The sequence below is a fragment of the Catellatospora tritici genome (assembly GCF_019083965.1).
Lineage (GTDB): Bacteria > Actinomycetota > Actinomycetes > Mycobacteriales > Micromonosporaceae > Catellatospora > Catellatospora tritici.
This window is the reverse complement of record NZ_JAHRCY010000006.1, coordinates 1-22,584: the sequence shown is the minus strand read 5'-3', so window position 1 is coordinate 22,584 and position 22,584 is coordinate 1. Positions and strand designations below refer to the sequence as shown.

Here is a 22,584-nt window from a genome sequence, read left to right as displayed (position 1 = left end):
CCCAGCCGTACACCCGAATCTTCCATCGTCCGTTCGGATGATGTCGGCGGTTGTCGTACCGGGCAGGCAGGATGGTCGGTGATGAAGCAGCAGCCTGGCGATTCCGTTCGCACCGCCGCCCTCGACCCGAACTTCGGCCCGGCCACCCGGGCCTGGTTCGACGCGGCCTTCGCGGCTCCCACCGCCGCCCAGGCGGGCGCCTGGCGCTCGATCAGTGCCGGAGATCACACCCTGGTGGTGGCGCCGACCGGCTCGGGCAAGACCCTGGCCGCGTTCCTGTGGGCGATCGACCGGCTGGCGCACGAGTCCGTGCCCGAGGATCCGGCCAAGCGCTGCCGGGTGCTGTACATCAGTCCGCTCAAGGCGCTGGCCGTCGACGTCGAGCGCAACCTGCGCACGCCGCTGACCGGCATCCGGCAGGCGGCCGACCGGCTGCGGCTGACCGAGCCCGAGATCACCGTGGGCATGCGTACCGGCGACACGCCCGCCGAGGAGCGCCGCGCCTTCACCCGCCGCCCGCCCGACATCCTGATCACCACGCCCGAGTCGCTGTTCCTGCTGCTCACCTCGGCCGCGCGCGAGTCGCTGCGCGGCATCGAGACCGTGATCATCGACGAGGTGCACGCGGTCACCGGCACCAAGCGGGGCGCCCACCTGGCCCTGTCGCTGGAGCGGCTGGACGCGTTGCTGCCCAAGCCCGCACAGCGCATCGGGTTGTCCGCGACGGTGGAGCCGGTCGAGTCGGCGGCCCGGTTCCTGGGCGGGGCCGCGCCGGTGCACGTGGTGCAGCCGCGCACCGAGAAGACCATCGAGGTCACCGTCGAGGTGCCGGTCGAGGACATGACCGCACTCGACGAGGGCGAGCCCGACGACGAGGGCCCGCGCCGCTCGTCGATCTGGCCCGCCGTCGAGGAGCGGGTGTTCGAGCTGATCCGCGCGCACCGCTCCACCATCGTCTTCACCAACTCCCGCCGCGGTGCCGAGCGTCTGTGCGCGCGCCTCAACGAGTTGGCGGCCGAGGCGGTGGTCCAGCCGGTGCCGCCGCCCGCGCAGATCATGGCCCAGTCCGGCACCGGGTACGGTGCGGCGCCGCTGATCGCCCGCGCCCACCACGGCTCGGTGTCCAAAGAGGAGCGCAAACAGATCGAGGACGAGCTGAAGTCCGGTCGGCTGCCCGCGGTGGTGGCGACGTCCAGTCTGGAGCTCGGCATCGACATGGGCGCGGTCGACCTGGTGGTGCAGGTCGGCGCCCCACCCAGCGTGGCGGCCGGGCTGCAGCGCGTCGGCCGGGCCGGGCACCAGGTCGGCGCGGTCTCACGTGGCGTGGTGTTCCCGGTGCACCGCGGTGACCTGCTGTCCTGCGCGGTGGTGTCGCTGCGGATGACCGCCGGGAAGCTGGAGCCGCTGGACTTCCCGCACAGTCCGCTGGATGTGCTGGCCCAGCACATCGTGGCGATGACCTCGATGGACGACTGGACCGTGGCCGACCTGGCCCAGCTCGTACGCCGATCGGCGCCGTTCGCGGCGCTGCCCGAGTCGGCGCTGCACGCGGTGCTGGACATGCTGGCCGGGCGGTACCCGTCGACGGCCTTCGCCGAGCTACGCCCGCGCATCGTCTGGGACCGGGCCGCCGACCGGCTCACCGGCCGCCCCGGCAACCAGCGTTTGGCCGTCACGTCGGGTGGCACCATCCCCGACCGGGGTCTGTTCGGCGTGTTCCTGGCCGGTTCGGAGAAGGCCAGCCGGGTCGGCGAGCTGGACGAGGAGATGGTGTACGAGTCGCGCGTCGGCGACGTCTTCGCGCTGGGCACCAGCTCGTGGCGCATCGAGGACATCACCCCGGACCGGGTGCTGGTCTCCCCCGCCCCGGGCCAGCCCGCGCGGCTGCCGTTCTGGAAGGGCGACCAGGCCGGACGGCCGGTGGCCCTGGGCCGGGCGCTGGGTGCCTACCTGCGCAAGCAGACCGAGTCGGACGTGGACAATCTCGATCCGGCCGCGCGCCGGAATCTGGCGGCGTACCTGGACGAGCAACGTCAGGCCACCCGGCATCTGCCGGACGACCGGACGGTGCTGGTCGAGCGGTTCCGGGACGAGCTGGGCGACTGGCGGATCGTGCTGCACTGCGTGCTCGGCGCCCCCGTCAACGCCCCGTGGGCGCTGGCGATCGGGCAGCGCCTGCGCGAGCGATACGGCGTGGACGCGCAGGTGCACGCGGCCGACGACGGCATCGTGATCCGGCTGCCGGAGACGGCCGAGGAGCCGCCCGGCGCCGACACGTTCGCCTTCGACCCCGACGAGATCGAGCCGATGGTGGCCGACGCGGTCGGCACGTCGGCGCTGTTCGCGTCCCGGTTCCGCGAGTGCGCGGCGCGGTCGCTGCTGCTGCCCCGCCGTGACCCGGGCCGCCGCCAACCGCTGTGGCAGCAGCGCCAGCGCGCCGCGCAGCTGCTGGACGTGGCGCGGGAGTTCCCGGACTTCCCGGTGACCCTGGAGGCGGCGCGCGAGTGCCTGCGCGACGTGTTCGACCTGCCGTCGCTGACCGGGCTGATGCGCGAGATCGCCGGGCGCAAGATCCGCATGGTCGAGGTGGCCACGCCACAGCCGTCGCCGTTCGCGCGCTCGCTGCTGTTCGGCTACGTCGGCGCGTTCCTGTACGGCGAGGACGCGCCCTTGGCCGAACGGCGCGCCGCCGCGCTGGCCCTGGACCCGACCCTGCTCAGCGAGCTGCTGGGCCGGGTCGAGCTGCGCGAACTGCTGGACCCGGCCGTCATCGAGGCCACCGCCGCGCACCTGCGCTGGACCGACCGGCGGGTGCGTGACGCCGAGGACACCGTCGAGATGCTGCGCCGCCTCGGTGATCTCAGCCTCGACGAGCTGGTCGAGCGGGGCGTGGACCCCGGCTGGCTGACCGAGCTGGCCCGTGCCGTGCGGGTGCTGGCCATCCGGGTGGCCGGGCAGGAGCGTTGGATCGTCGCCGAGGACGCCGGGCGCTACCGCGACGCGCTCGGGGTGGCGCTGCCGCCGGGGCTGCCCGCCGCGTATACGGCGCAGGTCACCGATCCGCTGCCCGACCTGATCGGACGGTTCGCCCGGACCAGCGGCCCGTTCCGCGCCGACGACTGCGCGCGCCGGTTCGGGCTGGGCGTGGCCGTGGTCGAGCACACGCTGCGGCGCCTGTCGGCTTCGGGGCGGTTGGTGTCCGGGGAGTTCACGGCCGCCTCCGACGGCGGGTTCGTGGAGTGGTGCGACGCGGAGGTGCTGCGTACGCTGCGCCGCCGCAGTCTGGCCGCGCTGCGCAAGGAGATCGAGCCGGTGCCGCCCGCGGTCCTCGGCCGCTTCTTGCCGGTATGGCAGCAGATCGGCCGCCGGTCCACCGGCATCGACGCCGTCGCCGCCGCGATCGACCAGATCCAGGGCGTGCCCGTGCCCGCCTCCGCCCTCGAACGCCTGGTCCTGCCGCAGCGCGTCGCCGACTACACCCCGGCGTACCTGGACGAGTTGTGCGCCACCGGCGAGGTGGTGTGGGCCGGGGCGGGGGCCATCGGCGGCAACGACGGCTGGGTCACGCTGGCCTTCGCCGAGGCGGCGCCGCTGCTGCTCCCACCGCCGCTGGACATCGCCCGCACCGAGCTGCACGAGTCGCTGCTGGCCGCGCTCGGCGAGGGCGCGCTGTTCTTCCGTCAGCTCGCCGACCGGGTCGACGGCGTCGACACCGACGAACTGCTGGCCGCCCTGTGGGACCTGGTCTGGGCCGGGCTGGTCGGCAACGACACCCTGGCCCCGGTGCGGGCCCTGGTCGCGGGGGGCCACGGCGCGCACCGGGCCAGACCGGCCCCGGCACGGGCCCGCTACCGGCGGCCCAGCCTCACCGGCGGGCGGTCACTGGCCTCGGCGCGGGCGACCTCGCCCACGGCGGCCGGGCGCTGGCACGCGCTGGCCCCGCGCGAGACCGACGCCACCGCCTGCGCGGCGGCACTGGCTGACGTGCTGCTGGAGCGGCACGGGGTGGTGACCCGGGGGGCGGTGGCGGCCGAGGGGCGGCCGGGCGGGTTCGCGGCGGTGTATCCGGTGCTGGCGGCGCTGGAGGAGCGCGGCGCGGCCCGGCGCGGGTACTTCGTGGAGGGCCTGGGGGCGGCGCAGTTCGCGCTGCCGGGGGCGGTGGACCGGCTGCGGTCGTACACGGACAACGAGAGCTCGCGGGCCCTGGTGCTGGCCTCGACCGACCCGGCCAACCCCTACGGCGCCGCGCTGCCCTGGCCCGCCACCGGCGAGGGCCACCGGCCCGGCCGCAAGGCCGGGGCGCTGGTCGTCCTCGTCGCCGGCGAGCTCGTCCTGTACGTCGAGCGCGGTGGCCGCACCCTGCTCACCTTCGGCTCCGACGACACCGCCAAGGGGCTGGCCGCCACGGCGCTGGCCGAGGCCGTCGGCGCGGGCGCGCTCGGCCCCCTGACGGTGGAACGGGCCGACGGCGAGTCGATCACCGACAGCCCGCTCGGCGCGGCGCTGGCGGCGGCCGGGTTCCGGATGACCCCGCGCGGCCTGCGGATACGCGGCTGACCCTGACTTCTCCAGGGCGGCGGCAGGGGAAACGGTCAGGGAAACACCGGGGAACGGCGGTCGGCTCAGGCCTGGCGGGTCGGGGCCGTGCGGTGGCATGCTGCGGTTCATGACCAGCGCCCCACCCGCCCGACGAGACACCTATGTGGACTTCCTGCGGGCGTTGAGCCTCATCGTGGTCGTGGTGTGGCACTGGGCCTTCACCATCCTCGACTGGCGCGCGGACGGGCCGCACGCGACCAGCCCGCTCGGCTTCACCCGAGGATTGTGGCTGGCCACCTGGCTGTTCCAGGTCATGCCGCTGTTCTTCTTCATCGGCGGCTACGTGCACCTGCGCAGCTGGGAACGGGCCCAGACGCGGGGCGTGAGCATGGGCGCGTTCGTGTGGCGGCGAGTACGGCAGCTGACCATCCCGGCCGGGATCGTGCTGCTGGTATGGATCGGGCTGGGTTCGCTGATCGGGACGTACTTCAACCTCACCGGCGTCGGCCGGGCGGTGAAGCTGGTGGTCAGCCCGCTGTGGTTCCTGGCCGTGTACCTGATGCTGATCGCGCTGCTGCCGATCGGCCTGTGGCTGCACCGCAAGGCGGGCCTGCTCGCCCTGGTATGGCTGGCCGGAGCGGCGATGGTCGTGGACGTGCTGCGGTTCGACCGGGGCCTGGAGGACATCGGCTGGCTCAACATGGTGCTGGTCTGGGGCCTGTGCCACCAGGCGGGCTTCTTCTACCAGAACGTCGTCGACTCGCCCCGCCGCAACGACTGGGCGCTGCTGTGGCTGGGCCTGTTCGGCCTCACCGGCCTGGTCGGCTCCGGGCTGTACCCGGGCTCGATGGTCGGCGTACCCGGCGAGCGCTTCTCGAACATGGCCCCGCCGACCTTCGTCATCGTGGCGCTGCTCATCTTCCAGATCGGATTCGTGGAGCTGCTGCGGCCGCGCATGCAGATCCTGCTGCAGCGTCCCCGCTGGAAACGCGCCAACGAACTGATCAACGAATTCTCGCTGCCGCTGTACCTGGTGCACACCACCGGAATGGCGCTGTTCCTGTTCCTGACCTGGGTGCTGTTCGCCTTCGACATGGACAAACCGGCCGATGTGGACCTGGGCTGGTGGCTCACCCGCCCATTGGCCATCATCGGCCCGCTGATCTGCACCGTGCCGGTGCTGCTGCTCTTCCGTCGCCTGCAACGCGGGCACTTCAGGTCGTCGACACAGGTCACCGTGCCCGCCCAGGCCGGACCGGCCTCGATCGACACTCCGCGGGAGATCGGGACGCCCGGCAGGCCGTGACAGCGGCGTTAAGTTGATGGGTATGGCCGGATACGACTGGATTTCGTTCACCACCGACTACGGGCTGTCGGACGGGTTCGTGGCGTCCTGCCACGGCATGATCGCCCGAACCGCGCCACAGCTTCGCGTCATCGACGTCAGCCACCAGATCCCGCCCGGCGACGTCACCCGAGGCGCCGCCGTGCTGGCCCAGACCGTGCCCTACCTGCCCCCGTCGGTGCACCTGGCCGTCGTCGACCCCGGCGTCGGCACCGTACGCCGCGCCGTCGTTCTGCAGACCCCGAACGGCCTGCTCGTCGGCCCCGACAACGGACTGCTCGGCTGGGCCGCCCAGGCCCTCGGCGGGATCGAGCGGGCGGTCGAACTGGCCAGCACCGACTGGTTCGCCCCCACCGTCTCGCGCACCTTCCACGGCCGCGACGTGTTCGCCCCGGCCACCGCCCGGCTCGCGCTCGGTGCCGACCTGGGCGAGGCCGGGCCCGACCTGGCCGCCGACAGCCTGGTGCGGCTGCCCGACCCGGTGATCGCGCTGGGCGACGGCTGGCTGGAAGCCGAGGTGCTGACCGTGGACCGGTTCGGCAACGTGCAGCTCGCGGCGTCCGGCGAGGCGCTGGCGGCACTGCCGGACCGGCTGACCGTGGGCGGCTGCCGCGCCGTACGCGGCACCACCTTCGCCGACGTGCCCTCCGGCGGGCTGGTCGTCTTCGCGGACTCGGCCGACCGCATCGCCATCGCCGTCAACGGTGGCCGGGCCGCGGTCATGCTCGCCGTCAACCCCGGCGACATCGTCCGCATCTCCTGACCGCGCCCAGCGCGGCGCGCCCGCCCAGCGCCGCGCGCCCGCGTCGCGTGAGGCTGCAGTTTCGGGGAAAGTGCGCGAATTCGCCCCATGATTCCAGCACTTTCCCCGAAAGTGCGGCAATGAGGGAGCCCTCACACGCGGACTCGCGCGGAGGGCTCGGGTTGAGCGGTGTCGCCCGGCCACGTACGGGCCGGGCGATGGGCAGGGTCGGGCCTACGAAGGTGCCCGGCCCAGGTCAGACGCCTACGACCTCGCGGCCGCGGGTGCTGCCGGGGTTGGTGGGTCGGGTGTTGCGGGTCGCCCGCAGCGTGGTGCGCAGCGGGTTGTCGCGGCGTACCGTGACCGAGACCTGGCCGTCGGTGGCCACCTCGGTACGCGGTCGAGCCGAGATCGGCTCCAACGGCTTGTCCTGACCACCGCGCGGCAGCGGGGGCGTCAGCACACCCTCGACCTGCTCGGCGACAGCCATCGTGTCACTGACCTCGCGCAGCACCTCGGACAGCCGCGCCCCGAGCGCGTCGCAGATGGACGTCAGCAGTTCGCTGGACGCTTCCTTCTGACCACGCTCGATCTCCGAGAGGTAACCGAGGCTGACGTTGGCAGCCGTGGAGACCTCGCGCAGGGTTCGATGCTGTCCCTGCCGACGGGCACGGAGGGCATCACCGATCACTCGACGCAAAAGCACCATGTCGCACCCCCTGCTCTAGTTCCCCGTAACCAGCAGCCGATATGCCGTCAGCCGCCGGTTGTCACCGACGGCTGAGATGAACCGTACTCTCTCTGTGCCAGATCGACACCCCGCCCCGCCGATGCGGGTGTCCGACTCTTCCAGCGCCTCCCGCCATAGTGGCACAGATCACCAAACCCCGCGCCACCCTTTCCGAACCGCGGAAATCAGGCTGTCGCCCGCCACAGCAGATCCAGTACGGCATCGACGCTGGTCGCTCGCACCGCGGCCCGGTCACCGCGCACACGCAACTCGACCACGTCGCTCAGCCCGTCCGGCCCGGCGAGTCCCACGAACACGGTTCCGGCCGGAATGCCGTCTTGCGGACCGGGTCCGGCGACCCCGGTGGTCGACAGCCCCCAGTGGGCGCCGCACCGCTCGCGGGCGCCCCGCGCCAGCGCGACCGCCACGTCCGGGTCGACCGGCCCGCGCTCGGCCAGCAGGGCCTCGTCGACCCCGGCCAGGCTGTGCTTCAGGTCGGTGGCGTAGACGACCAGCCCGCCGCGCAGCACCCGGCTCACCCCCGGCACCGTCACCAGCGTGGCCGTGAGCAGGCCCCCGGTCAGCGACTCCGCCGCCGCCACGGTTTCGCCGCGCTCGACCAGCCGCGACACCAGCGCGTCCACCCGGCCCGCCCCGGTGGCCCCGTTCCCCAGGCGCCGCCGGTCCAACTCCGTCATCGCGACGTCGTCGTCCCTGGCGCTCACGCGACCCGTCCCGCGAGCTTGGCGGCCCGGTCGTCGTTGGCGCTCACGCGACCCGACCCCGTGCGCTCGGCCGCCCAGTCGTCGTTGGCGCTCACGCGACCCGACCCGCGCGCTTGGCGGCCCAGTCGTCGTGGGCGGTACGCACCGACGGCCACAGCCGGTCCAGGCCGTCGTCGATCAGCCCGAACAGGTCGGCCAGGGCCTGGCGCCACTCGTCGCGGCTGAGCAGCTCCTGCTCCTCGCGCCCGTAGTCGTCGAGCGTGGTCAGCACGCAGCCGCGCAGGATCTGCACCTCGCGGCCGGTGCGCCGCATCGCGGTGAAGACCTGGGTGAACGGCGACTTCGGTGAGGTCGACAGGTGCGAGTGCGCTCCGCCGAAGTCCTCGATCTCGGCGGGCGCGGCGATGACGTCGCAGGCCAGGAAGGACCCGGTCGGGTCGTGGTGCAGCCGCCAGCCGGGCTCGTCGCGGGGCGTCTGCGCCAACGCGTACCCGAACGGGCCCTGGCGGTGGTCGCCGTGGCGCAGCGGCAGCGGCTCGAAGAACGCGTCGCCAAGGCCGGTGTCGGCGAACCACACGCCGTCCGGGTGGGCGTCGTCGGGCAGGTCGTGCACCAGCAGGGCGAGGTGGTTGAGGTCGGCGGTGACCTGGGTCAGGTCGCTGACGACGTACCCCCGATGCATGGTCACGGTGAAGCCCAGCTCGCGCAGCAGCGCGGCGAAGGCGCCGTTGAGCTGGAAGCAGTAGCCGCCCCGGCGGCGCACCACCCGGTCGACCGACTCGGCCTGGTCGACCGTGCCCGGCCGCCCGAGCATGATCTCCATGTTCGTGTACGGCACCCGGTGCACGTGGGCGCGGTGCAGCTCGTGCAGGAACTGCGGTGACGGCGGTTTGCGGCTGACCCCGAGCAGCCGCAGGTAGGCATCGATCACGAGCCGAGCTTAGGAGTCCGGCGCCGCAGCCGCATCGCGGCGACGACGTAGTCGATCCCGGTGACCACGGTCACCACCAGCGCCGCGCCCATCAGCCACGGTCCGACCGAGGCCCACGGCTGCGGGAACGGCCACAGGTACCACGCGATCGCGGCGATCTGCAGCACGGTCTTGAGCTTGCCGCCGCGGCTGGCCGCGATCACGCCGCCGCCGTACCGGATCACCAGGAAGCGCAGCAGCGTCACGCCCCACTCCCGGATCAGGATCACGATGGTGACCCACCAGGGCAGCGCGTCGTACACGCTGAGCAGGATCAGCGCCGAGCCGGTCAGCGCCTTGTCGGCGATCGGGTCGGCCACCTTGCCGAACGAGGTGACCAGCTCGAACCGGCGCGCGATCCAGCCGTCGATGTAGTCGGTCGCCGAGGCCACCCCGAACGCGATCGCGGCGGCGATCCGCCACTTCGTGTCGGTCATGCCGGAAACGACCACCAACATCACGAAGACCGGGACGAGGATGATCCGAACCACGGTGAGGATGTTGGCGGCATTGAGCACGGGTGGCACCCGGCGTGAACGTTCCTGCACGACCGACACGTTAGCCAGCCACGGCGAGCAGCGGCGAGTGATCGCGTGGCGCGGCGTCGAGCATCAGCGTCGGGACTGCGACAAGGTCGACCCCCTCGGTGCCGGTGACCCGCGCCCGGACCAGGTCACCGGGGCGCAGCGCGGCGAGATCCACGCCTTCTGCTCCGGCCACCAGCGTGGTCGAGCCGTCGACCTCGGGCGCCTGGTGGGCGCCGCGACCCTCGACCACGCCACCGTCCACGCTGTCGACCAGCACGTCCACGAGGGTGCCCAGGCGCTCCTCGGCCCGCTGGCCGCACAGCTCCTCGACCAGGGTGAGCATCTTGTCGTACCGCCGCTTGACCGTCGCCGAACCGATCTTGCCGGCCATGCCCGCGGCCTCGGTGCCGTCCTCGTCGGAGTAGTCGAACACGCCGATCGCGTCCAGCCGCGCCGCGCTGACGAAGCGCACCAGTTCCTCGAAGTCGGCCCGGGACTCGCCCGGGAAGCCGACGATGAAGTTGCTGCGGGCGCCCGCCTCCGGCGCCAGCTCACGGGCCGAGGCCAGCAGCTCCAGGAACCGCTCGGTCGAGCCGAACCGGCGCATGCGCCGCAGCACCGGCTCGGCCGAGTGCTGGAACGAGAGGTCGAAGTACGGCGCCACGCCCGGCGTCGTCGCGATCGCCTCGACCAGGCCCGGCCGGGTCTCGGCGGGCTGCAGGTAGCTCACCCGCACCCGCACGATGCCCGCGATCGCGGCCAGCTGCGGCAGCAGCTTCTCCAGCGCGCGGGGGTCGCCCAGATCCTTGCCGTATGACGTCGAGTTCTCACTGACCAGCACCAGCTCCCGCACACCCGTCCGGGCCAGCCACTCCGCCTCGGCGAGCAGCTCGTCAGGCGTACGGCTGACGAACGAACCCCGGAACGCCGGGATCGCGCAGAACGAGCAGCGCCGGTCGCAGCCGCTGGCCAGCTTCAGCGACGCCACCGGGCTGCTGTCCAGCCGGTGGCGCAGCACCGGGCGCAGGTGCGCCGGGGTGTGCTCGTCGTTGGTGAACGCGGCGTGCCCCGGCACGATCACGCCCGTGTCCCGCCGCTTGGCGGGCGCCACCGGCAGCAGCTCGCGCCGGTCGCGCGGGGTGTGCGAGTCCACCTGCTCGCCGCGCAGGACGGCATCGAGGGTGTTCGCGATGGTCGGGTAGTGGTCGAAGCCGAGCACGGCGGCCGCCTCGGGCAGGCTGCCCGCGAGGTCCTTGCCGTAGCGCTCGGCCATGCAGCCGGCGGCCACGACCTTGGCGCCGGTGTCGGCGGCGGCCAGCAGCGTGTCGATCGAGTCCTGCTTGGCCTTCTCAACGAAGCCGCAGGTGTTGACGAGGACGACGTCGGCGCCCTCGCCGTCGGTGCTGACCTGCCAGCCGTCGGCGGCCAGGCGCGCGGCCAGCTCCTCGGAGTCGACCTCGTTACGGGCGCAGCCCAGGGTCAGCAGAGCGACCCGGCGCGCGGGCTGTTCGGTGGGTGACGGGGAGGTTGCAGGCACTCGACAAGGCTACCGGGCGCACCCGACACACCCACCCCAACCTCCACCCCCGTGTATGTAACCCACGCCACCCCCGAGGTAAGGAAGGGCCCCTTCTTCTCGTTTTGCGTATAGGAAGGGCCCCTTCTTAACTCGCTGTCGCGGACCGCCGGTCGAGCCGCCGCGCTAGCCTTGGGTGCGGCGGCGCCCCGACCGCGCCGTTCCGGACGAGAGCTCGCCGTACCCGGCCCGACAAGACGGCGCGCAGAACCACGCGCATGAATCATGACGTTCTGCAGGTCATCGGCGCGCTGACCGTCCTCGGCGGCTACGTGGCCGCCCAGCTGGGCCGCACGACGACCCGCTCGATCGGCTATCTGGTCGCCAACACCGTGGGCGCGGGCCTGCTCGCCTGGTTGGCCTGGCTCGGCCGCGACTGGGGCTTCCTGCTGCTGGAGGGCACCTGGGCCGCGGTGTCGGCGGTGTCGCTGTACCTCGTCCTGCGTCGCGGCGCTGCGCCCGCCCCGAGCAGCTCGGAACCCGCCCCGGCGCGAGCACGCGAGCACCCGTCAGCCGCTGGCACGCGCGCACCCGTCACGAACAGCCGCTGACGGCCCGGTGGGCGCCCAGCCACGCCCGCCCGGCCTGCACCCGCGGGTCGCGGATGAGGTCGTCGACGCCCGCACCGTTACGAAGGGGCCCTTCTACTACGGAAAGCGATAACAAGGGGCCCTTCCTTACCTCGGGGAGGGGTGGGGCGGGCGGGACTCGATGGTGATGACGGTGGCGAGGAGGGCGGCCAGGGTGGCCAGCTGGGCGAGGGTGCTGACCAGGCCCAGCGGGATGGTGGCCAGCACCGCGAGCGCGCCCAGCAGGCGGTAGCGGCGTCGTCCGATGCACAGCACCCAGCGGAACAGCACGTCCCCGAGCAGGAACACCGCGATCCCGCCCGCCAGCAGCAGCGCGTACGCCGGGTACAGGTGTCCCCCGGCGTACAGCACCGCCTTCTTCACCCCGGCCGCGAAGACCACCACGCCCAGCAGCAGCGGTACGTGTGCCCAGCCGAAAGCGTGCAGCGCCGTACGACCGCGCCGCGCCGACGGCACCGAATCCAGCGCGTGCTCGGCCTTCACATCGTCCCCGCCGAAGTACAGCCACCACAGCAGGAACGACAGCAACAGTCCCAGCCCGGCGACGCCCAGCCGGGCCGGGGTGAGCTCCAGCCCGGCCGCCCCGGCGCCGATTGCGACCACCGACTCACCCAGCGCGATGATCACGATCAGCCCATGGCGCTCGACGAAGTGCGCCGAGGAGATGCTCCACTCCGACAGCGGGTGCAGGTACGGCGAGGCTGCCATGACCGCGATCGCGGCCAGCCACAGCCAGGTCCGCCAGGGTTCGGTGACGATGCCGCCGCCGAGCACCAGCGCGGCGCTGAGCAGGTTGAGCCCGAACAGGTGGCGCATCGCCGTGGGCGCGACCCGGAACAGCAGCCCGCTGTGGATCAGGTTGACGAGGAAGTATCCGGCGCCGAAGACCCAGCCGCTGCCTGCGTACGCGCCCGGGACGGCGAGCGCGATCATCAAGAACCCGAACATGCCGAGCAGCAGCAGTCCGCGGCGTACGTGGTCGGTGGGGGCGAGGTGGTTGGTGAGCCAGGCGTAGCCGTCGTACATCCACCAGATCATCAGCAGCAGGACCACCACGCGCCCGGCGCCGGACCAGGTCGGGTGCCCGGCCAGCAGCGCGGTGAGCTGGGTGACGGTGAAGACGAAGACCAGGTCGAAGAAGAGTTCCAGGGTGGACACGCGGACGACCGGCTCGCGGTCGACTCCGACAGAGGGGTCGGTCACCGCGCCATCCTAGATGATCATCCGTCCACAGAGGTCACTCGTCCACGCCGAGGTCGGCGAGCACCTCCGCCAGCTCGTCCGGCTTGATCAGCACCTCGCGGGCCTTGGAGCCCTCGGACGGCCCGACGATGCCGCGGGTCTCCATCAGGTCCATCAGCCGCCCGGCCTTGGCGAAGCCGACCCGCAGCTTGCGCTGCAGCATGCTGGTCGAGCCGAGCTGCGACACCACCACCAGCTCGACCGCCTGGATCAGCAGCTGCAGGTCGTCGCCGATCTCCTCGTCGACCTTCTTCTTGCCCTCGGTCGGCACCGCCAGCACCTCGGGCTTGAACTCCGGCTGGCGCTGCCGCTTGCAGAACGCGACGATGTCGTTGATCTCGTTCTCGGCGACCCAGGAGCCCTGGATGCGCTGCGGCTTGCTGGCGCCCATCGGCAGGAACAGGGCGTCGCCGCGACCGATCAGCTTCTCGGCGCCGGGCTGGTCCAGGATGACCCGCGAGTCGGCCAGCGAGCTGGTCGCGAACGCCAGCCGCGACGGCACGTTCGCCTTGATCAGACCGGTCACCACGTCGACCGAGGGCCGCTGGGTGGCCAGTACCAGATGGATGCCCGCGGCACGCGCCAGCTGGGTGATCCGCACGATCGAGTCCTCGACGTCGCGCGGGGCGACCATCATCAGGTCGGCCAGCTCGTCGACCACGACCAGCAGATAGGGGTACGGCGTGAGCACGCGCTCCGAGCCCGGCGGCGGCTTGATCTGCCCCGCCCGCAGCTTGCGGTTGTAGTCGTCGATGTGGCGCACCCCGGCCGCGGCCAGGTCGTCGTAGCGCATGTCCATCTCGCGCACCACCCACTCGAGGGCGTCGGCCGCCTTCTTCGGGTTGGTGACGATCGGGGTGACCAGGTGCGGGATCCCCTCGTACGAGGTGAGCTCCACCCGCTTCGGGTCGACCAGCAGCAGCCGCACCTGGTCGGGCGTGGCCCGGACCAGGATCGACACCAGCAGCGAGTTCAGGCAGCTGGACTTGCCCGCGCCGGTCGCGCCCGCGATGAGGATGTGCGGCATCTTGGCGAGGTTGGCCACCACGTAGCCGCCCTCGATATCCTTGCCCAGCGCCACCACCATCGGGTGCGTCTCGCTGGTGGCGATGCGCGAACGCAGCACGTCGCCGAGGGCCACGTCCTCGCGGTCGGTGTTGGGGATCTCCACGCCGACGGCGCTCTTGCCCGGGATCGGGCTGAGGATGCGCACGTCGGGGCTCTTCACCGCGTACGCGATGTTGCGGGACAGGGCGGTGATCCGCTCCACCTTCACCCCGAGCCCGAGCTCCACCTCGTACCGGGTGACGGTCGGGCCGCGGGTGAACCCGGTGACGGCGGCGTCGACGTCGAACTGGTCGAACACGTGCGCCAGCGCCGCGATGACCTCGTCGTTGGCCTTGGACCGACTCTTGGCCGCCTCACCCTGCTTCAGCAGGTTCGGCGGCGGCAGGGCGTAGTCGCCGCCGAGGCTGGGCAGCAGCAGCTGCTCCGTCCTGGTCGGCGGCGGGGTGTGCTGCGGCGGCTCCGGCCGCTTGCGCGGCGGCTTGGGCAGCCGGTCGATGGCGACGGTCTCGTGCTCGGCGAGTTCGGGGTCGAAGTCCTCGTCGCCGGGCTCCGGCGGCGGGTTGAACGCGGCGGGCGGGGTGAGCCGCTTGCGGCGCGGCGCCGGGATCTCCTGCGGCTCGTCCTCGTCCGGGGGCGGCGCGCCGGTGCCCAGCATCATGTCGCGTGCCGCGGCCAGCCGCTCCGGGATCTTGTTGACCGGGGTCGCGGTGACCACGAGCAGACCGAACCCGAGCAGGATCAGCAGCAGCGGTACGGCCACCCAGGCCGTCACCGCGCTGTCCAGGCCGCCGCCGAGCAGCTTGCCGAGCAGGCCGCCGGCGTACTCCATCTGGATCGGGTCGACCGGGTGCTGCGCGATGTGCAGGATGCCGGTGCTGGACACGGCCAGCGCGGTCCAGCCGACCACGCCCCGGCCGCGCTGGGCCGGATCGGGCTCCGAGCGCATCGCCCGGATCGCCGACACCGCCAGCAGCAGTGGCAGCGCGGCAGCGGTCGCGCCGATGAAGAACCTGATCGTGGTGGCGAGCCACTCCCCGAACGGTCCGGCGCCGCCGCCCCAGATGGCGACCCCGAGCAGGATCGCCGCGCCGAGCAGCAGCAGGCCGACGCCGTCGCGGCGGTGCTCCGGGTCGAGGTCGCGCGCCTTGGCCGCCTGGCTGCCCGCCGCGCGGGCGATCCAGCCGACGCCGTGCGCCACGGCCATCCATATCGCACCCAGGCCACGTCCGACCAGGGCGACAGGGTTCACGGTCAGCCGCGGCCGCCGCGCACGCGACCGGGCCGCCGGTCGTCGCGCGGGGGCGTTACGGCCCGCCTGTCGGGTACGCGCAGCCGTCGCCTTCGTCGGCGTGGCAGCTCGACGACGGCTTGAAGAGGAGGTACGGCCCGCCATGCCTCACACGGTAGAGGAGATCATCGACAACTCCTCGCTTTTCCCCCCGTGTCTCCCCGTCCATCTCAGACCCCCCACCCCCTTTTCCCGTCGATCATGAACTTATGGCGCGGTTCGACGGCGTGTCCTTGACACAGCCTCCTGTTGACCTCGGCAACCCGCGACGCTCGCAGGCCCGGCGATCAGGAAGTTGTGCCCACGACACGCCGTTGAACCGTGCCATAAGTTCATGATCGACGTGGAGAGGGTGGCACAGCCGCGGGAGTCAGACCTCCAGGACGGTGGGGACGATCATGGGGCGGCGGCGGTAGGCCTCGTTGACCCAGCGGCCGACCACCCGGCGGACGATCTGCTGGAGCTGGTGGGAATCCGTCACGCCGTCGAGGGCCGCCCGGTCCAGCGCCTCGGTGACCAGCGGCAGGGCCGGGTCGAAGGCGGCCGGGTCCTCGGAGAAGCCCTTGGCCGACAGCATCGGCCCACCGACGACCTTGCCGGTGACCGAGTCGACCACCACGGTGACCGCGATGAAGCCACCGTCACCGAGCACCCGGCGCTCGGTGAGCAGGCTCTCGCCGACGTCGCCGATGGCCAGACCGTCGACGTAGACGTACCGGCTCTTGACGTGGCCGACCAGCTTGGCGTGGCCCTCGACCAGGTCGACGACGTCGCCGTCCTCGCACAGCACCACGCGGTCCGCCTGCACGCCCGACTCGACGCCGAGGCGGGCGTGGGCGCGCAGGTGGCGCCATTCGCCGTGCACCGGCATCAGGTTGCTGGGCTTCACCACATTCAGCAGGTACAGCAGCTCCCCGGCCGGGGCGTGCCCGCTGACGTGCACCTTCGCCACGTCCTTGTGGATCACGGTGGCGCCGGCGCGGGCGAGCTGGTTGATCACCCGGTACACGCTGGTCTCGTTGCCGGGCACCAGCGAGCTGGCCAGCACCACCGTGTCGCCGGGGGCGACGGTGATGTGGCGGTGGTCGCCGGTGGCCATCCGGCCCAGGGCGCTCATCGGCTCGCCCTGCGACCCGGTCGACATCAGCACGATCTCGTCCGGCGGCAGGCTGGCCGCGTCCTCCAGGTTGACCACCTGGCCGGGCTTGACCCGCAGCAGGCCGAGGTCACGGGCGATGCCCATGTTGCGGACCATGCTGCGGCCGATGAGGGCGACCTTGCGGCCGTTCTCCTCGGCGGCGTCGAGCACCTGCTGCACCCGGTGCACGTGCGAGGCGAACGAGGCCACGATGATGCGGCCCTTCGCCTTGTGGAAGATCGAGGCCAGTACCGGGCCGATCTCCTTCTCCGGGGTGACGAAGCCGGGGATCTCGGCGTTGGTCGAGTCCGACAGCAGCAGGTCGACGCCCTCGGCACCCAGGCGCGCGAACCCGGCCAGGTCGGTGATGCGCCCGTCCAGCGGCAGCTGGTCCATCTTGAAGTCGCCGGTGTGCAGCACCAGCCCCGCGTCGGTGCGGATGGCCACGGCCAGCGCGTCCGGGATGGAGTGGTTGACCGCGAAGAACTCCAGCTCGAACGGGCCGAGCCGCTCGCGCTGCCCCTCGCTCACGGTCAGCGTGTACGGCGTGATACGCCGCTCGGCCAGCTTCGCCTCGATCAGCGCCAGCGTGAACTGCGAGCCAACCAGCGGAATGTCGCTCTTGTGGGCGAGCAGGTACGGCACCGCGCCGATGTGGTCCTCGTGCCCGTGCGTGAGCACGATCGCCTGCACGTCCTCCAGGCGGTCCAGGATCGGGGCGAAGTCGGGCAGGATCAAGTCGACGCCCGGCTGGTCGGCGGTGTCGGGGAACAGCACGCCGCAGTCGACGACGAGCAGTTTGCCGCCGAACTCGAACACCGTCATGTTCCGGCCGATGGCACCCAATCCGCCCAGCGGGATGATGCGCAGGCCGCCCTCGGGCAGCGGCGGCGGTGCGCCCAGACTTGCGCTACGCACCGCGTCCAAATTCGCTGCGGTCAATTAATCTCTCCTTCGGGCTTGGCGGCTTTCGACATGCCGCCAATCTGTCGGCACGCGCGGCGTGCCGTTCTGCTGGCGGCTCGACGCCGCCGGTACGTCTTAGAGCGCCGCGCCCGCCGCCGCGCAGTCGGCGCGCAGCTGGGCCAGTTCGGCCTCGGTCGCGTCCACCAACGGTGCGCGCACCGGGCCCGCGGGCAGGCCGCGGGTGTTCAGCGCGGCCTTGGTCAGGATCGTCCCCGCGGTACGGAAGATGCCGGTGAACAGCGGCAGCAGCTGCCGGTGCAGGCGCAGCGCGGTGGCGACGTCGCCCCGCTCGTACGCCTCGATCATCTCTTTGGTGCCGGGCCCGATCAGGTGGGTCGAGGTGCCGACCACGCCGACCGCGCCGACCGACAGCAGCGGCAGCGTGTTGGCGTCGTCGCCGGAGTAGAAGGCCAGCCCCGTGTCGCGCATGACCCAGGAGGCCGCCGTCAGGTCGCCCTTGGCGTCCTTGACCGCCACGATGCGCTCATGCTCGGCCACCCGGCGGAACGTGTCGGTGGCGATCGCGGTGCCGGTGCGGTGCGGAATGTCGTACAGCATGATCGGAAGTTCGGAGGCCTGCGCCACCGCCAGGAAGTGCCGCTCGACCCCGGCCTGCGGCGGCCGGGAGTAGTACGGCGTCACGAGCAGCAGGCCGTGCGCGCCCGCCCGCTGCGCGCCGTGGGCCAGCTCGATCGTGTGGTGCGTGTCGAACGTGCCCACCCCGGCCAACACCTGCACCCGGTCGCCGACGGCCTCGACCACGGCGCGCACGAGAGTCTCCTTCTCGGCGTCGGTGGTGGTGGGCGACTCACCGGCGGTGCCGTTGATGACCAACGCGTCGTTGCGCTGCTCGTCCACGAGGTACGCGGCAAGCTTGGCGGCTCCGTCGACATCGAGGGAGCCGTCCTGGCGGAACGGGGTGACCATCGCGGTGATCAGGCGGCCGAAGGGCCGGTGAGCGTCGTACGTCATGCACACAACCTAGCGGAATACCGTGGGTGCCAGCCCTGGCCTCAGGACTCCCAGGTGAAGACGCTGGAGGCGATCTCCGTGCCGTCGGGCAGGGTACTGATGGTGAAGTCGCCGAACACGTTCGGCGCGAGCTGCTGGAGGTGGCGCAGCGTGGCCACGGCCAGCTCGCGGATCTCCACGTCGGCGTGCTCGGTGGCGCGCATGGCGATGAAGTGCCGCCAGGCGCGGTAGTTGCCGGTGACCACGATCCGGGTCTCGGTGGCGTTGGGCAGCACCGAGCGGGCGGCCTGACGGGCCTGCTTGCGGCGCAGGGTCGCGTTGGGCACGTCGGCGAAGGTCGCCTCCAGGCCCTCCAGCAGCTCGTTGTACGCCCGCACCGCGGCCTCGCTCGCCTCGACGAACTTCTTGTGCAGCTCCGGATTGGCCGCGATCACCTCGGGCTCGACCATGGCCGCGTCACGCTCGGGGACATACCGCTGGGACAGCTGGGAGTACGAGAAGTGCCGGTGCCGGATCAGCTCGTGCGTGAATGAACGTGACACGCCGGTGAAGTAGAACGTGGCCGTGCCGTGCTCCAGCACCGACAGGTGCCCGACCTCGAGGATGTGCCGCAGGTAGCCCTCGTTGGTCGCGGTGGCCGGGTTCGGCTTGGTCCAGGACTGGTAGCAGGCCCGCCCGGCGAACTCCGCCAGCGCCTGGCCGCCGTCGGCATCGGTATCCCACTCCACGTCGGCCGGAGCCTGGAAGTTCGTCCACGCGATCAACTGCACCGAAGGCTTCACGATCTCAGTCACAACGGCTGATCCTAGTGGACCGACCCCTTCTGGCTGCTCGCGGGAGGCGAGGGTCACCCTTGCGCGCGAGTGACGCCATCTATGACGTCACTACCGTCAAGACGACGTCAGAATTGACGCTTGCATGACGTCACTTCTGACGTCATAGTGGTGTCATGGACCTGTCCCCGTACCTCGACTCCCTGCGGCGGGATCTGACCGCGACCGCCGCACCCGGCGGTGAGGAGACCGCCCGCGTGGCGGACCTGCTCGCCACCGCGCTGGACGCCTCGGCCCGGCTGTGCCTGATCGAGGTGCTCGCCGACGCCACCGCGGAGATCACCACCAAGCTCGACGGCGCGACCGTCGAGGTCCGCCTGCGCGGCCGCGAAGCCGACCTGGTGGTCACCACCACCGCGACCCCGGCGGAGACGCCGGAAGCCGCACCGGCCGCACCCGTCGTGGAGAGCGGCGACCTGACCCGGCTCACGCTGCGCCTGCCCGAAGGCCTCAAGGAGGGCGTCGAGCGCGCCGCCGCCGCCGAGGGCATCTCCGTCAACGCCTGGCTCGTCCGGGCCACCGCCAACGCGCTGCGCGGGCCGATGCCCGCACCCCCGACCACCCACCACGGGCGCCGGATCACCGGCTTCGCCCAGGCCTGAAACGGCGAGGAGCCGACCATGAACCGTGAGTTCCCCTGCAACGGCACCATCCACGCCGACCTGAAGTTGTCGGCCGGACGTCTCGAGGTCGTGGCGGGCGACCGCCAGACCGCGACCGTCAGCATCACCCCGCTGGACAGCAGCGAGGCCAGCGCCCAGGCCGTCGAGGAGTGCCGGGTGGAGCTGGTCGACGGCCACCGCCTGCTGGTCAGCGCCCCCGAACACGGCGGCTGGCGGCTGTTCCGCCGCGCGAAACTGCTGGTCCGTGTCGAGCTGCCCGCCGACAGCGCGTTGAGCGTCAGCATCGCCTCGGCCGACGCGAGCATCACCGGTCGATACCACGATGTGGTCGTCAACACCGCCAGCGGTGACGTCGAGGTCGAGCGAGTCACCGGCGACACCAGCGTCAACACCGCCAGCGGCGATGTCCGACTGGGCGAGGTGGGCGGTGCGCTGCGGGTCAAGAGCGCCTCCGGCGACGTCCGCACCGGACAGGTCGGCGGCGAGATCACCGTGCACACCGCCAGCGGCGACGTGGAGATCGAAGCCGCGGCCCGCGACGCCAAAGTCACCACCGCCTCGGGCGATGTCGCGTTCGGGATCACCCGGCAGGGCGAGATCCGGATCAACACCGCCAGCGGCGACGTGACCGTCGGCGTCGCGGCCGGTACGGGAGTGTGGCTCGACGTGAACACGGTCTCCGGGCGCACCGCCAGCGATCTGTCCATGCCGGGCTCGCCCGTGGCGACGGGCCACAGCCTGACCATCAAGACCCGCACCGCCAGCGGTGACGTCACCCTGCGCCGCGTCAACGGGTGATCCGTGTCGCCGGAGAGCGGACGCCTCCTCCCGCCCCCGGCGACCCGGGCCGCGACAGCCCCGCTTTTGAATAGACACTGGCCTATCCAGAGGACGAAATCAGCGAAGTCGCCCTCTGGATAGGCCAGTGTCGATGCCATGTCGGGGCGAGACGCCCTCGTCGATCCGCCGAGGCGGACCGGGTCACACGAAGAAGTACGTGAACGGGGCCCAGGGCAGGTTGCGCAGCACCATGAAGACACCCCACGCCCCCAGGAACAGCCCCACCAGCTTCGGCGTGATCCGCAGCTGCGGCAGCTTCCACCGGAACGTGGTGTTGCCCGCCCACGCGACGTACATGTAGATCAGGAACGGCACCGCGAAGGTGAAGAGCAGGTGGTGGCGGGCCGCCGCGGGCAGGTCGCCGTGCATCAGGTACCAGGCCGCGCGCGTACCCCCGCAGCCCGGGCAGTCGAACCCGGTGAGCAGCTTGACCAGGCAGGTCGGGGTCGCTTCCGCGGGGTTGTTGGTCGGGTCGACCAGCAGCGTGTATCCGAGCGCGCCGCCGATGCAGCCCAGCGCCGCCAGCGGCACCGCCCAGCGGGGCGTGTGCGCGCGCATCCACTCGACGAACCGGCTGGCCCGGTCGACGGGCGGCGGGGCGAAGTGCCCGGCGTCAGGGTACGCGGAGGCCTCAGTCACACCACTGAACTTACACTGCCACGCACACCCGCATCGGCCAGCGCCGAGGCCAGATCACCCCGTTCGGGCGGGGCCACCTCGGACAGCCCCAGCCAGTCGGCCAGGCGGCGCAGCTCCACCGCGAGCGCCTGGGCGGTGACCTGCGGGTCGACGCCCGGCTCGGCCCACGCGGCGGGCACCCGCAGCACCCCGGCGCGCCGGTCGGCCTTGAGGTCGACGCGCGCGGCGAACCGGTCGCCGTGCAGGAACGGCAGCACGTAATACCCGTGCACCCGCTGCTCCTGCGGCACGTAGATCTCGATGCGGTAGCGCAGGTCGAACAGCCGCTCGGTGCGGCCGCGTTCCCAGATCAGCGGATCGAACGGGCTGACCAGGGTCGACACCGACACCCGGCGCGGCATCGCGGCGTCACGGTGTCGCCACGCCCGCTGCTTCCAACCGCGCACCTCCACCGGCACCAGCACGCCCTCCTCGGCCAGGTCGGCGATGGCGGCCCGCGTCCCGTCCAGCGGCAGTCGGAAGTAGTCGCGCAGCTCCGGCTCGGCGGCCACGCCCAGACCGCGGGCGGACAGTTCGACCAGGCGCCGGTACGCCTCGGCCGGTTCCGGCGTGGGCGTGTGCACGACCGCGGCGGGCAGCACCCGGTCGGTCAGGTCGTACAGCCGGGCGAACTGGCTGGTGCGCCCGGCGGAGGTGATGTCGCCGGCGTAGAACAGCCACTCCAGCGCCTTCTTCACGTCCGACCAGTTCCAGCCCCAGTTGTCCTTGGGCCGTGGCACGTCCTGCTCGATCTGCGCGGCGGTCACCGGACCGCGCTCGCCGACCTCCTTGAGCACCCAGGCGACCAGGTCGGGACGCTGCACGGCGATGCTGCGCGGCCCACCCCAGGCGCCCTCGGCCCGCGCCATCCGCCACCGGAACAGCGGCTGCAGCTGGACCGGCAGCAGCGAGGCCTCGTGTCCCCAGTACTCGAACAGCCAGCGCGGCCGTCGGGCGCTCGCCGAATCCAGCACAGTCGGGTCGTACGCCCCCAGTCGGCTGTAAACCGGCAGGTAGTGCGCCCGCTGGAGCACGTTGACGGAGTCGATCTGCAACAGTCCGGTGCGGCCGACCACCACCTTGCGCAGGTGCCGCGCCTCGATCGCGCCCTTGGGCGCCCGGTCGGTGAACCCCTGGGCCGCCAGTGCCATTCGCCGTGCCTGCGCGATCGTCATCGACTCCACGCCGCCCG

General features: G+C 72.0%; 18 protein-coding genes and 1 riboswitch. Of the genes, 6 read left to right on the top strand and 12 right to left on the bottom strand.

The genetic code is table 11. The annotated features are described in order from the left end of the window. The first annotated feature begins 81 nt into the window (after positions 1-81). The 3 genes from KUA19_RS14860 (at position 82) to KUA19_RS14850 (ending at position 6,647) form a co-directional block, all read left to right on the top strand. Positions 82-4,557: an ATP-dependent helicase gene (locus KUA19_RS14860; RefSeq protein ID WP_217393638.1), complete on the top strand. Its 4,476-nt coding sequence runs from the start codon at positions 82-84 to the stop codon at positions 4,555-4,557. Positions 4,558-4,666: 109 nt separating this feature from the next. After that, positions 4,667-5,845, top strand: a complete 1,179-nt coding sequence (locus KUA19_RS14855) for an acyltransferase family protein (protein WP_217393639.1) — start codon at positions 4,667-4,669, stop codon at positions 5,843-5,845. A gap of 22 nt (positions 5,846-5,867) precedes the next feature. Continuing rightward, the gene (locus tag KUA19_RS14850; protein WP_217393641.1) at positions 5,868-6,647 is read left to right on the top strand and encodes an SAM hydrolase/SAM-dependent halogenase family protein; all 780 of its coding nucleotides are present in this window, start codon (positions 5,868-5,870) and stop codon (positions 6,645-6,647) included. A 235-nt stretch (positions 6,648-6,882) separates the two neighbouring features. On the opposite strand, the gene KUA19_RS14845 is transcribed toward KUA19_RS14850, so the two are convergent. The 5 genes from KUA19_RS14845 to rimO all read right to left on the bottom strand — a co-directional run bounded on the left by KUA19_RS14845 (position 6,883) and on the right by rimO (position 11,115). After that, positions 6,883-7,335 (bottom strand): helix-turn-helix domain-containing protein, encoded by a 453-nt coding sequence (locus KUA19_RS14845; RefSeq protein WP_217393643.1) that lies wholly within the window; start codon positions 7,333-7,335, stop codon positions 6,883-6,885. A 206-nt stretch (positions 7,336-7,541) separates the two neighbouring features. Further along, positions 7,542-8,081 (bottom strand): CinA family protein, encoded by a 540-nt coding sequence (locus KUA19_RS14840; RefSeq protein WP_308167251.1) that lies wholly within the window; start codon positions 8,079-8,081, stop codon positions 7,542-7,544. A gap of 91 nt (positions 8,082-8,172) precedes the next feature. Then, on the bottom strand, positions 8,173-9,012 hold the full coding sequence (locus tag KUA19_RS14835) for an arylamine N-acetyltransferase family protein (protein WP_217393645.1): 840 nt from the start codon (positions 9,010-9,012) through the stop codon (positions 8,173-8,175). Next, complete coding sequence (pgsA, locus tag KUA19_RS14830; RefSeq protein ID WP_372451737.1) at positions 9,009-9,608, bottom strand: CDP-diacylglycerol--glycerol-3-phosphate 3-phosphatidyltransferase; 600 nt, start codon at positions 9,606-9,608, stop codon at positions 9,009-9,011. The genes KUA19_RS14835 and pgsA overlap by 4 nt, the downstream gene beginning before the upstream one ends. A gap of 1 nt (position 9,609) precedes the next feature. Beyond that, entirely contained in the window at positions 9,610-11,115 is a 1,506-nt protein-coding gene (gene rimO / locus KUA19_RS14825) for a 30S ribosomal protein S12 methylthiotransferase RimO (RefSeq protein WP_217393649.1), read from the bottom strand. Between the two features lie 178 nt (positions 11,116-11,293). Beyond that, a riboswitch (guanidine-III (ykkC-III) riboswitch) is annotated at positions 11,294-11,361 on the top strand. A gap of 11 nt (positions 11,362-11,372) precedes the next feature. Here rimO and KUA19_RS14820 point away from each other — a divergent pair. Next, positions 11,373-11,705, top strand: a complete 333-nt coding sequence (locus KUA19_RS14820; RefSeq protein WP_217393651.1) for a CBU_0592 family membrane protein — start codon at positions 11,373-11,375, stop codon at positions 11,703-11,705. A gap of 126 nt (positions 11,706-11,831) precedes the next feature. On the opposite strand, the gene KUA19_RS14815 is transcribed toward KUA19_RS14820, so the two are convergent. The 5 genes from KUA19_RS14815 to thyX all read right to left on the bottom strand — a co-directional run bounded on the left by KUA19_RS14815 (position 11,832) and on the right by thyX (position 19,203). Beyond that, a complete protein-coding gene (locus tag KUA19_RS14815) occupies positions 11,832-12,947 on the bottom strand; it encodes a low temperature requirement protein A (RefSeq protein WP_217393653.1) in 1,116 nt (371 codons plus the stop codon). A 34-nt stretch (positions 12,948-12,981) separates the two neighbouring features. After that, positions 12,982-15,447 (bottom strand): DNA translocase FtsK, encoded by a 2,466-nt coding sequence (locus KUA19_RS14810; protein ID WP_217393655.1) that lies wholly within the window; start codon positions 15,445-15,447, stop codon positions 12,982-12,984. A 265-nt stretch (positions 15,448-15,712) separates the two neighbouring features. Beyond that, positions 15,713-17,398 carry a ribonuclease J gene (locus tag KUA19_RS14805; protein ID WP_217394624.1) on the bottom strand — a complete coding sequence of 562 codons (1,686 nt, stop codon included), beginning with the start codon at positions 17,396-17,398 and terminating at the stop codon, positions 15,713-15,715. A 123-nt stretch (positions 17,399-17,521) separates the two neighbouring features. Continuing rightward, the gene (gene dapA, locus KUA19_RS14800) at positions 17,522-18,418 is read right to left on the bottom strand and encodes a 4-hydroxy-tetrahydrodipicolinate synthase (protein ID WP_217393657.1); all 897 of its coding nucleotides are present in this window, start codon (positions 18,416-18,418) and stop codon (positions 17,522-17,524) included. Between the two features lie 41 nt (positions 18,419-18,459). Further along, entirely contained in the window at positions 18,460-19,203 is a 744-nt protein-coding gene (gene thyX / locus KUA19_RS14795) for an FAD-dependent thymidylate synthase (RefSeq protein WP_217394625.1), read from the bottom strand. A 164-nt stretch (positions 19,204-19,367) separates the two neighbouring features. Between thyX and KUA19_RS14790 the strand changes: the two genes are divergently transcribed. Next, positions 19,368-19,853, top strand: a complete 486-nt coding sequence (locus KUA19_RS14790; protein WP_217393658.1) for a toxin-antitoxin system HicB family antitoxin — start codon at positions 19,368-19,370, stop codon at positions 19,851-19,853. Positions 19,854-19,871: 18 nt separating this feature from the next. Beyond that, positions 19,872-20,672: a DUF4097 family beta strand repeat-containing protein gene (locus tag KUA19_RS14785; RefSeq protein WP_217393660.1), complete on the top strand. Its 801-nt coding sequence runs from the start codon at positions 19,872-19,874 to the stop codon at positions 20,670-20,672. A 183-nt stretch (positions 20,673-20,855) separates the two neighbouring features. Here KUA19_RS14785 and KUA19_RS14780 read toward each other — a convergent pair whose 3' ends face one another. Both KUA19_RS14780 and KUA19_RS14775 read right to left on the bottom strand, forming a co-directional pair. Further along, positions 20,856-21,272, bottom strand: a complete 417-nt coding sequence (locus tag KUA19_RS14780; RefSeq protein WP_217394626.1) for a DUF2752 domain-containing protein — start codon at positions 21,270-21,272, stop codon at positions 20,856-20,858. A gap of 77 nt (positions 21,273-21,349) precedes the next feature. Further along, positions 21,350-22,567 (bottom strand): winged helix-turn-helix domain-containing protein, encoded by a 1,218-nt coding sequence (locus KUA19_RS14775; protein WP_217394627.1) that lies wholly within the window; start codon positions 22,565-22,567, stop codon positions 21,350-21,352. Between the last annotated feature and the right edge of the window lie 17 nt (positions 22,568-22,584).

Coding starts and splice junctions, on each gene's coding strand:
- KUA19_RS14860 (WP_217393638.1), top strand. CDS start 82: ATGAAGCAGCAGCCTGGCGATTCCGTTCGCACCGCCGCCCTCGACCCG.
- KUA19_RS14855 (WP_217393639.1), top strand. CDS start 4,667: ATGACCAGCGCCCCACCCGCCCGACGAGACACCTATGTGGACTTCCTG.
- KUA19_RS14850 (WP_217393641.1), top strand. CDS start 5,868: ATGGCCGGATACGACTGGATTTCGTTCACCACCGACTACGGGCTGTCG.
- KUA19_RS14845 (WP_217393643.1), bottom strand. CDS start 7,335: ATGGTGCTTTTGCGTCGAGTGATCGGTGATGCCCTCCGTGCCCGTCGG.
- KUA19_RS14820 (WP_217393651.1), top strand. CDS start 11,373: ATGAATCATGACGTTCTGCAGGTCATCGGCGCGCTGACCGTCCTCGGC.
- KUA19_RS14810 (WP_217393655.1), bottom strand. CDS start 15,447: ATGGCGGGCCGTACCTCCTCTTCAAGCCGTCGTCGAGCTGCCACGCCG.
- dapA (WP_217393657.1), bottom strand. CDS start 18,418: ATGACGTACGACGCTCACCGGCCCTTCGGCCGCCTGATCACCGCGATG.
- KUA19_RS14790 (WP_217393658.1), top strand. CDS start 19,368: ATGGACCTGTCCCCGTACCTCGACTCCCTGCGGCGGGATCTGACCGCG.
- KUA19_RS14785 (WP_217393660.1), top strand. CDS start 19,872: ATGAACCGTGAGTTCCCCTGCAACGGCACCATCCACGCCGACCTGAAG.
- KUA19_RS14780 (WP_217394626.1), bottom strand. CDS start 21,272: ATGCGCGCGCACACGCCCCGCTGGGCGGTGCCGCTGGCGGCGCTGGGC.
- KUA19_RS14775 (WP_217394627.1), bottom strand. CDS start 22,567: ATGACGATCGCGCAGGCACGGCGAATGGCACTGGCGGCCCAGGGGTTC.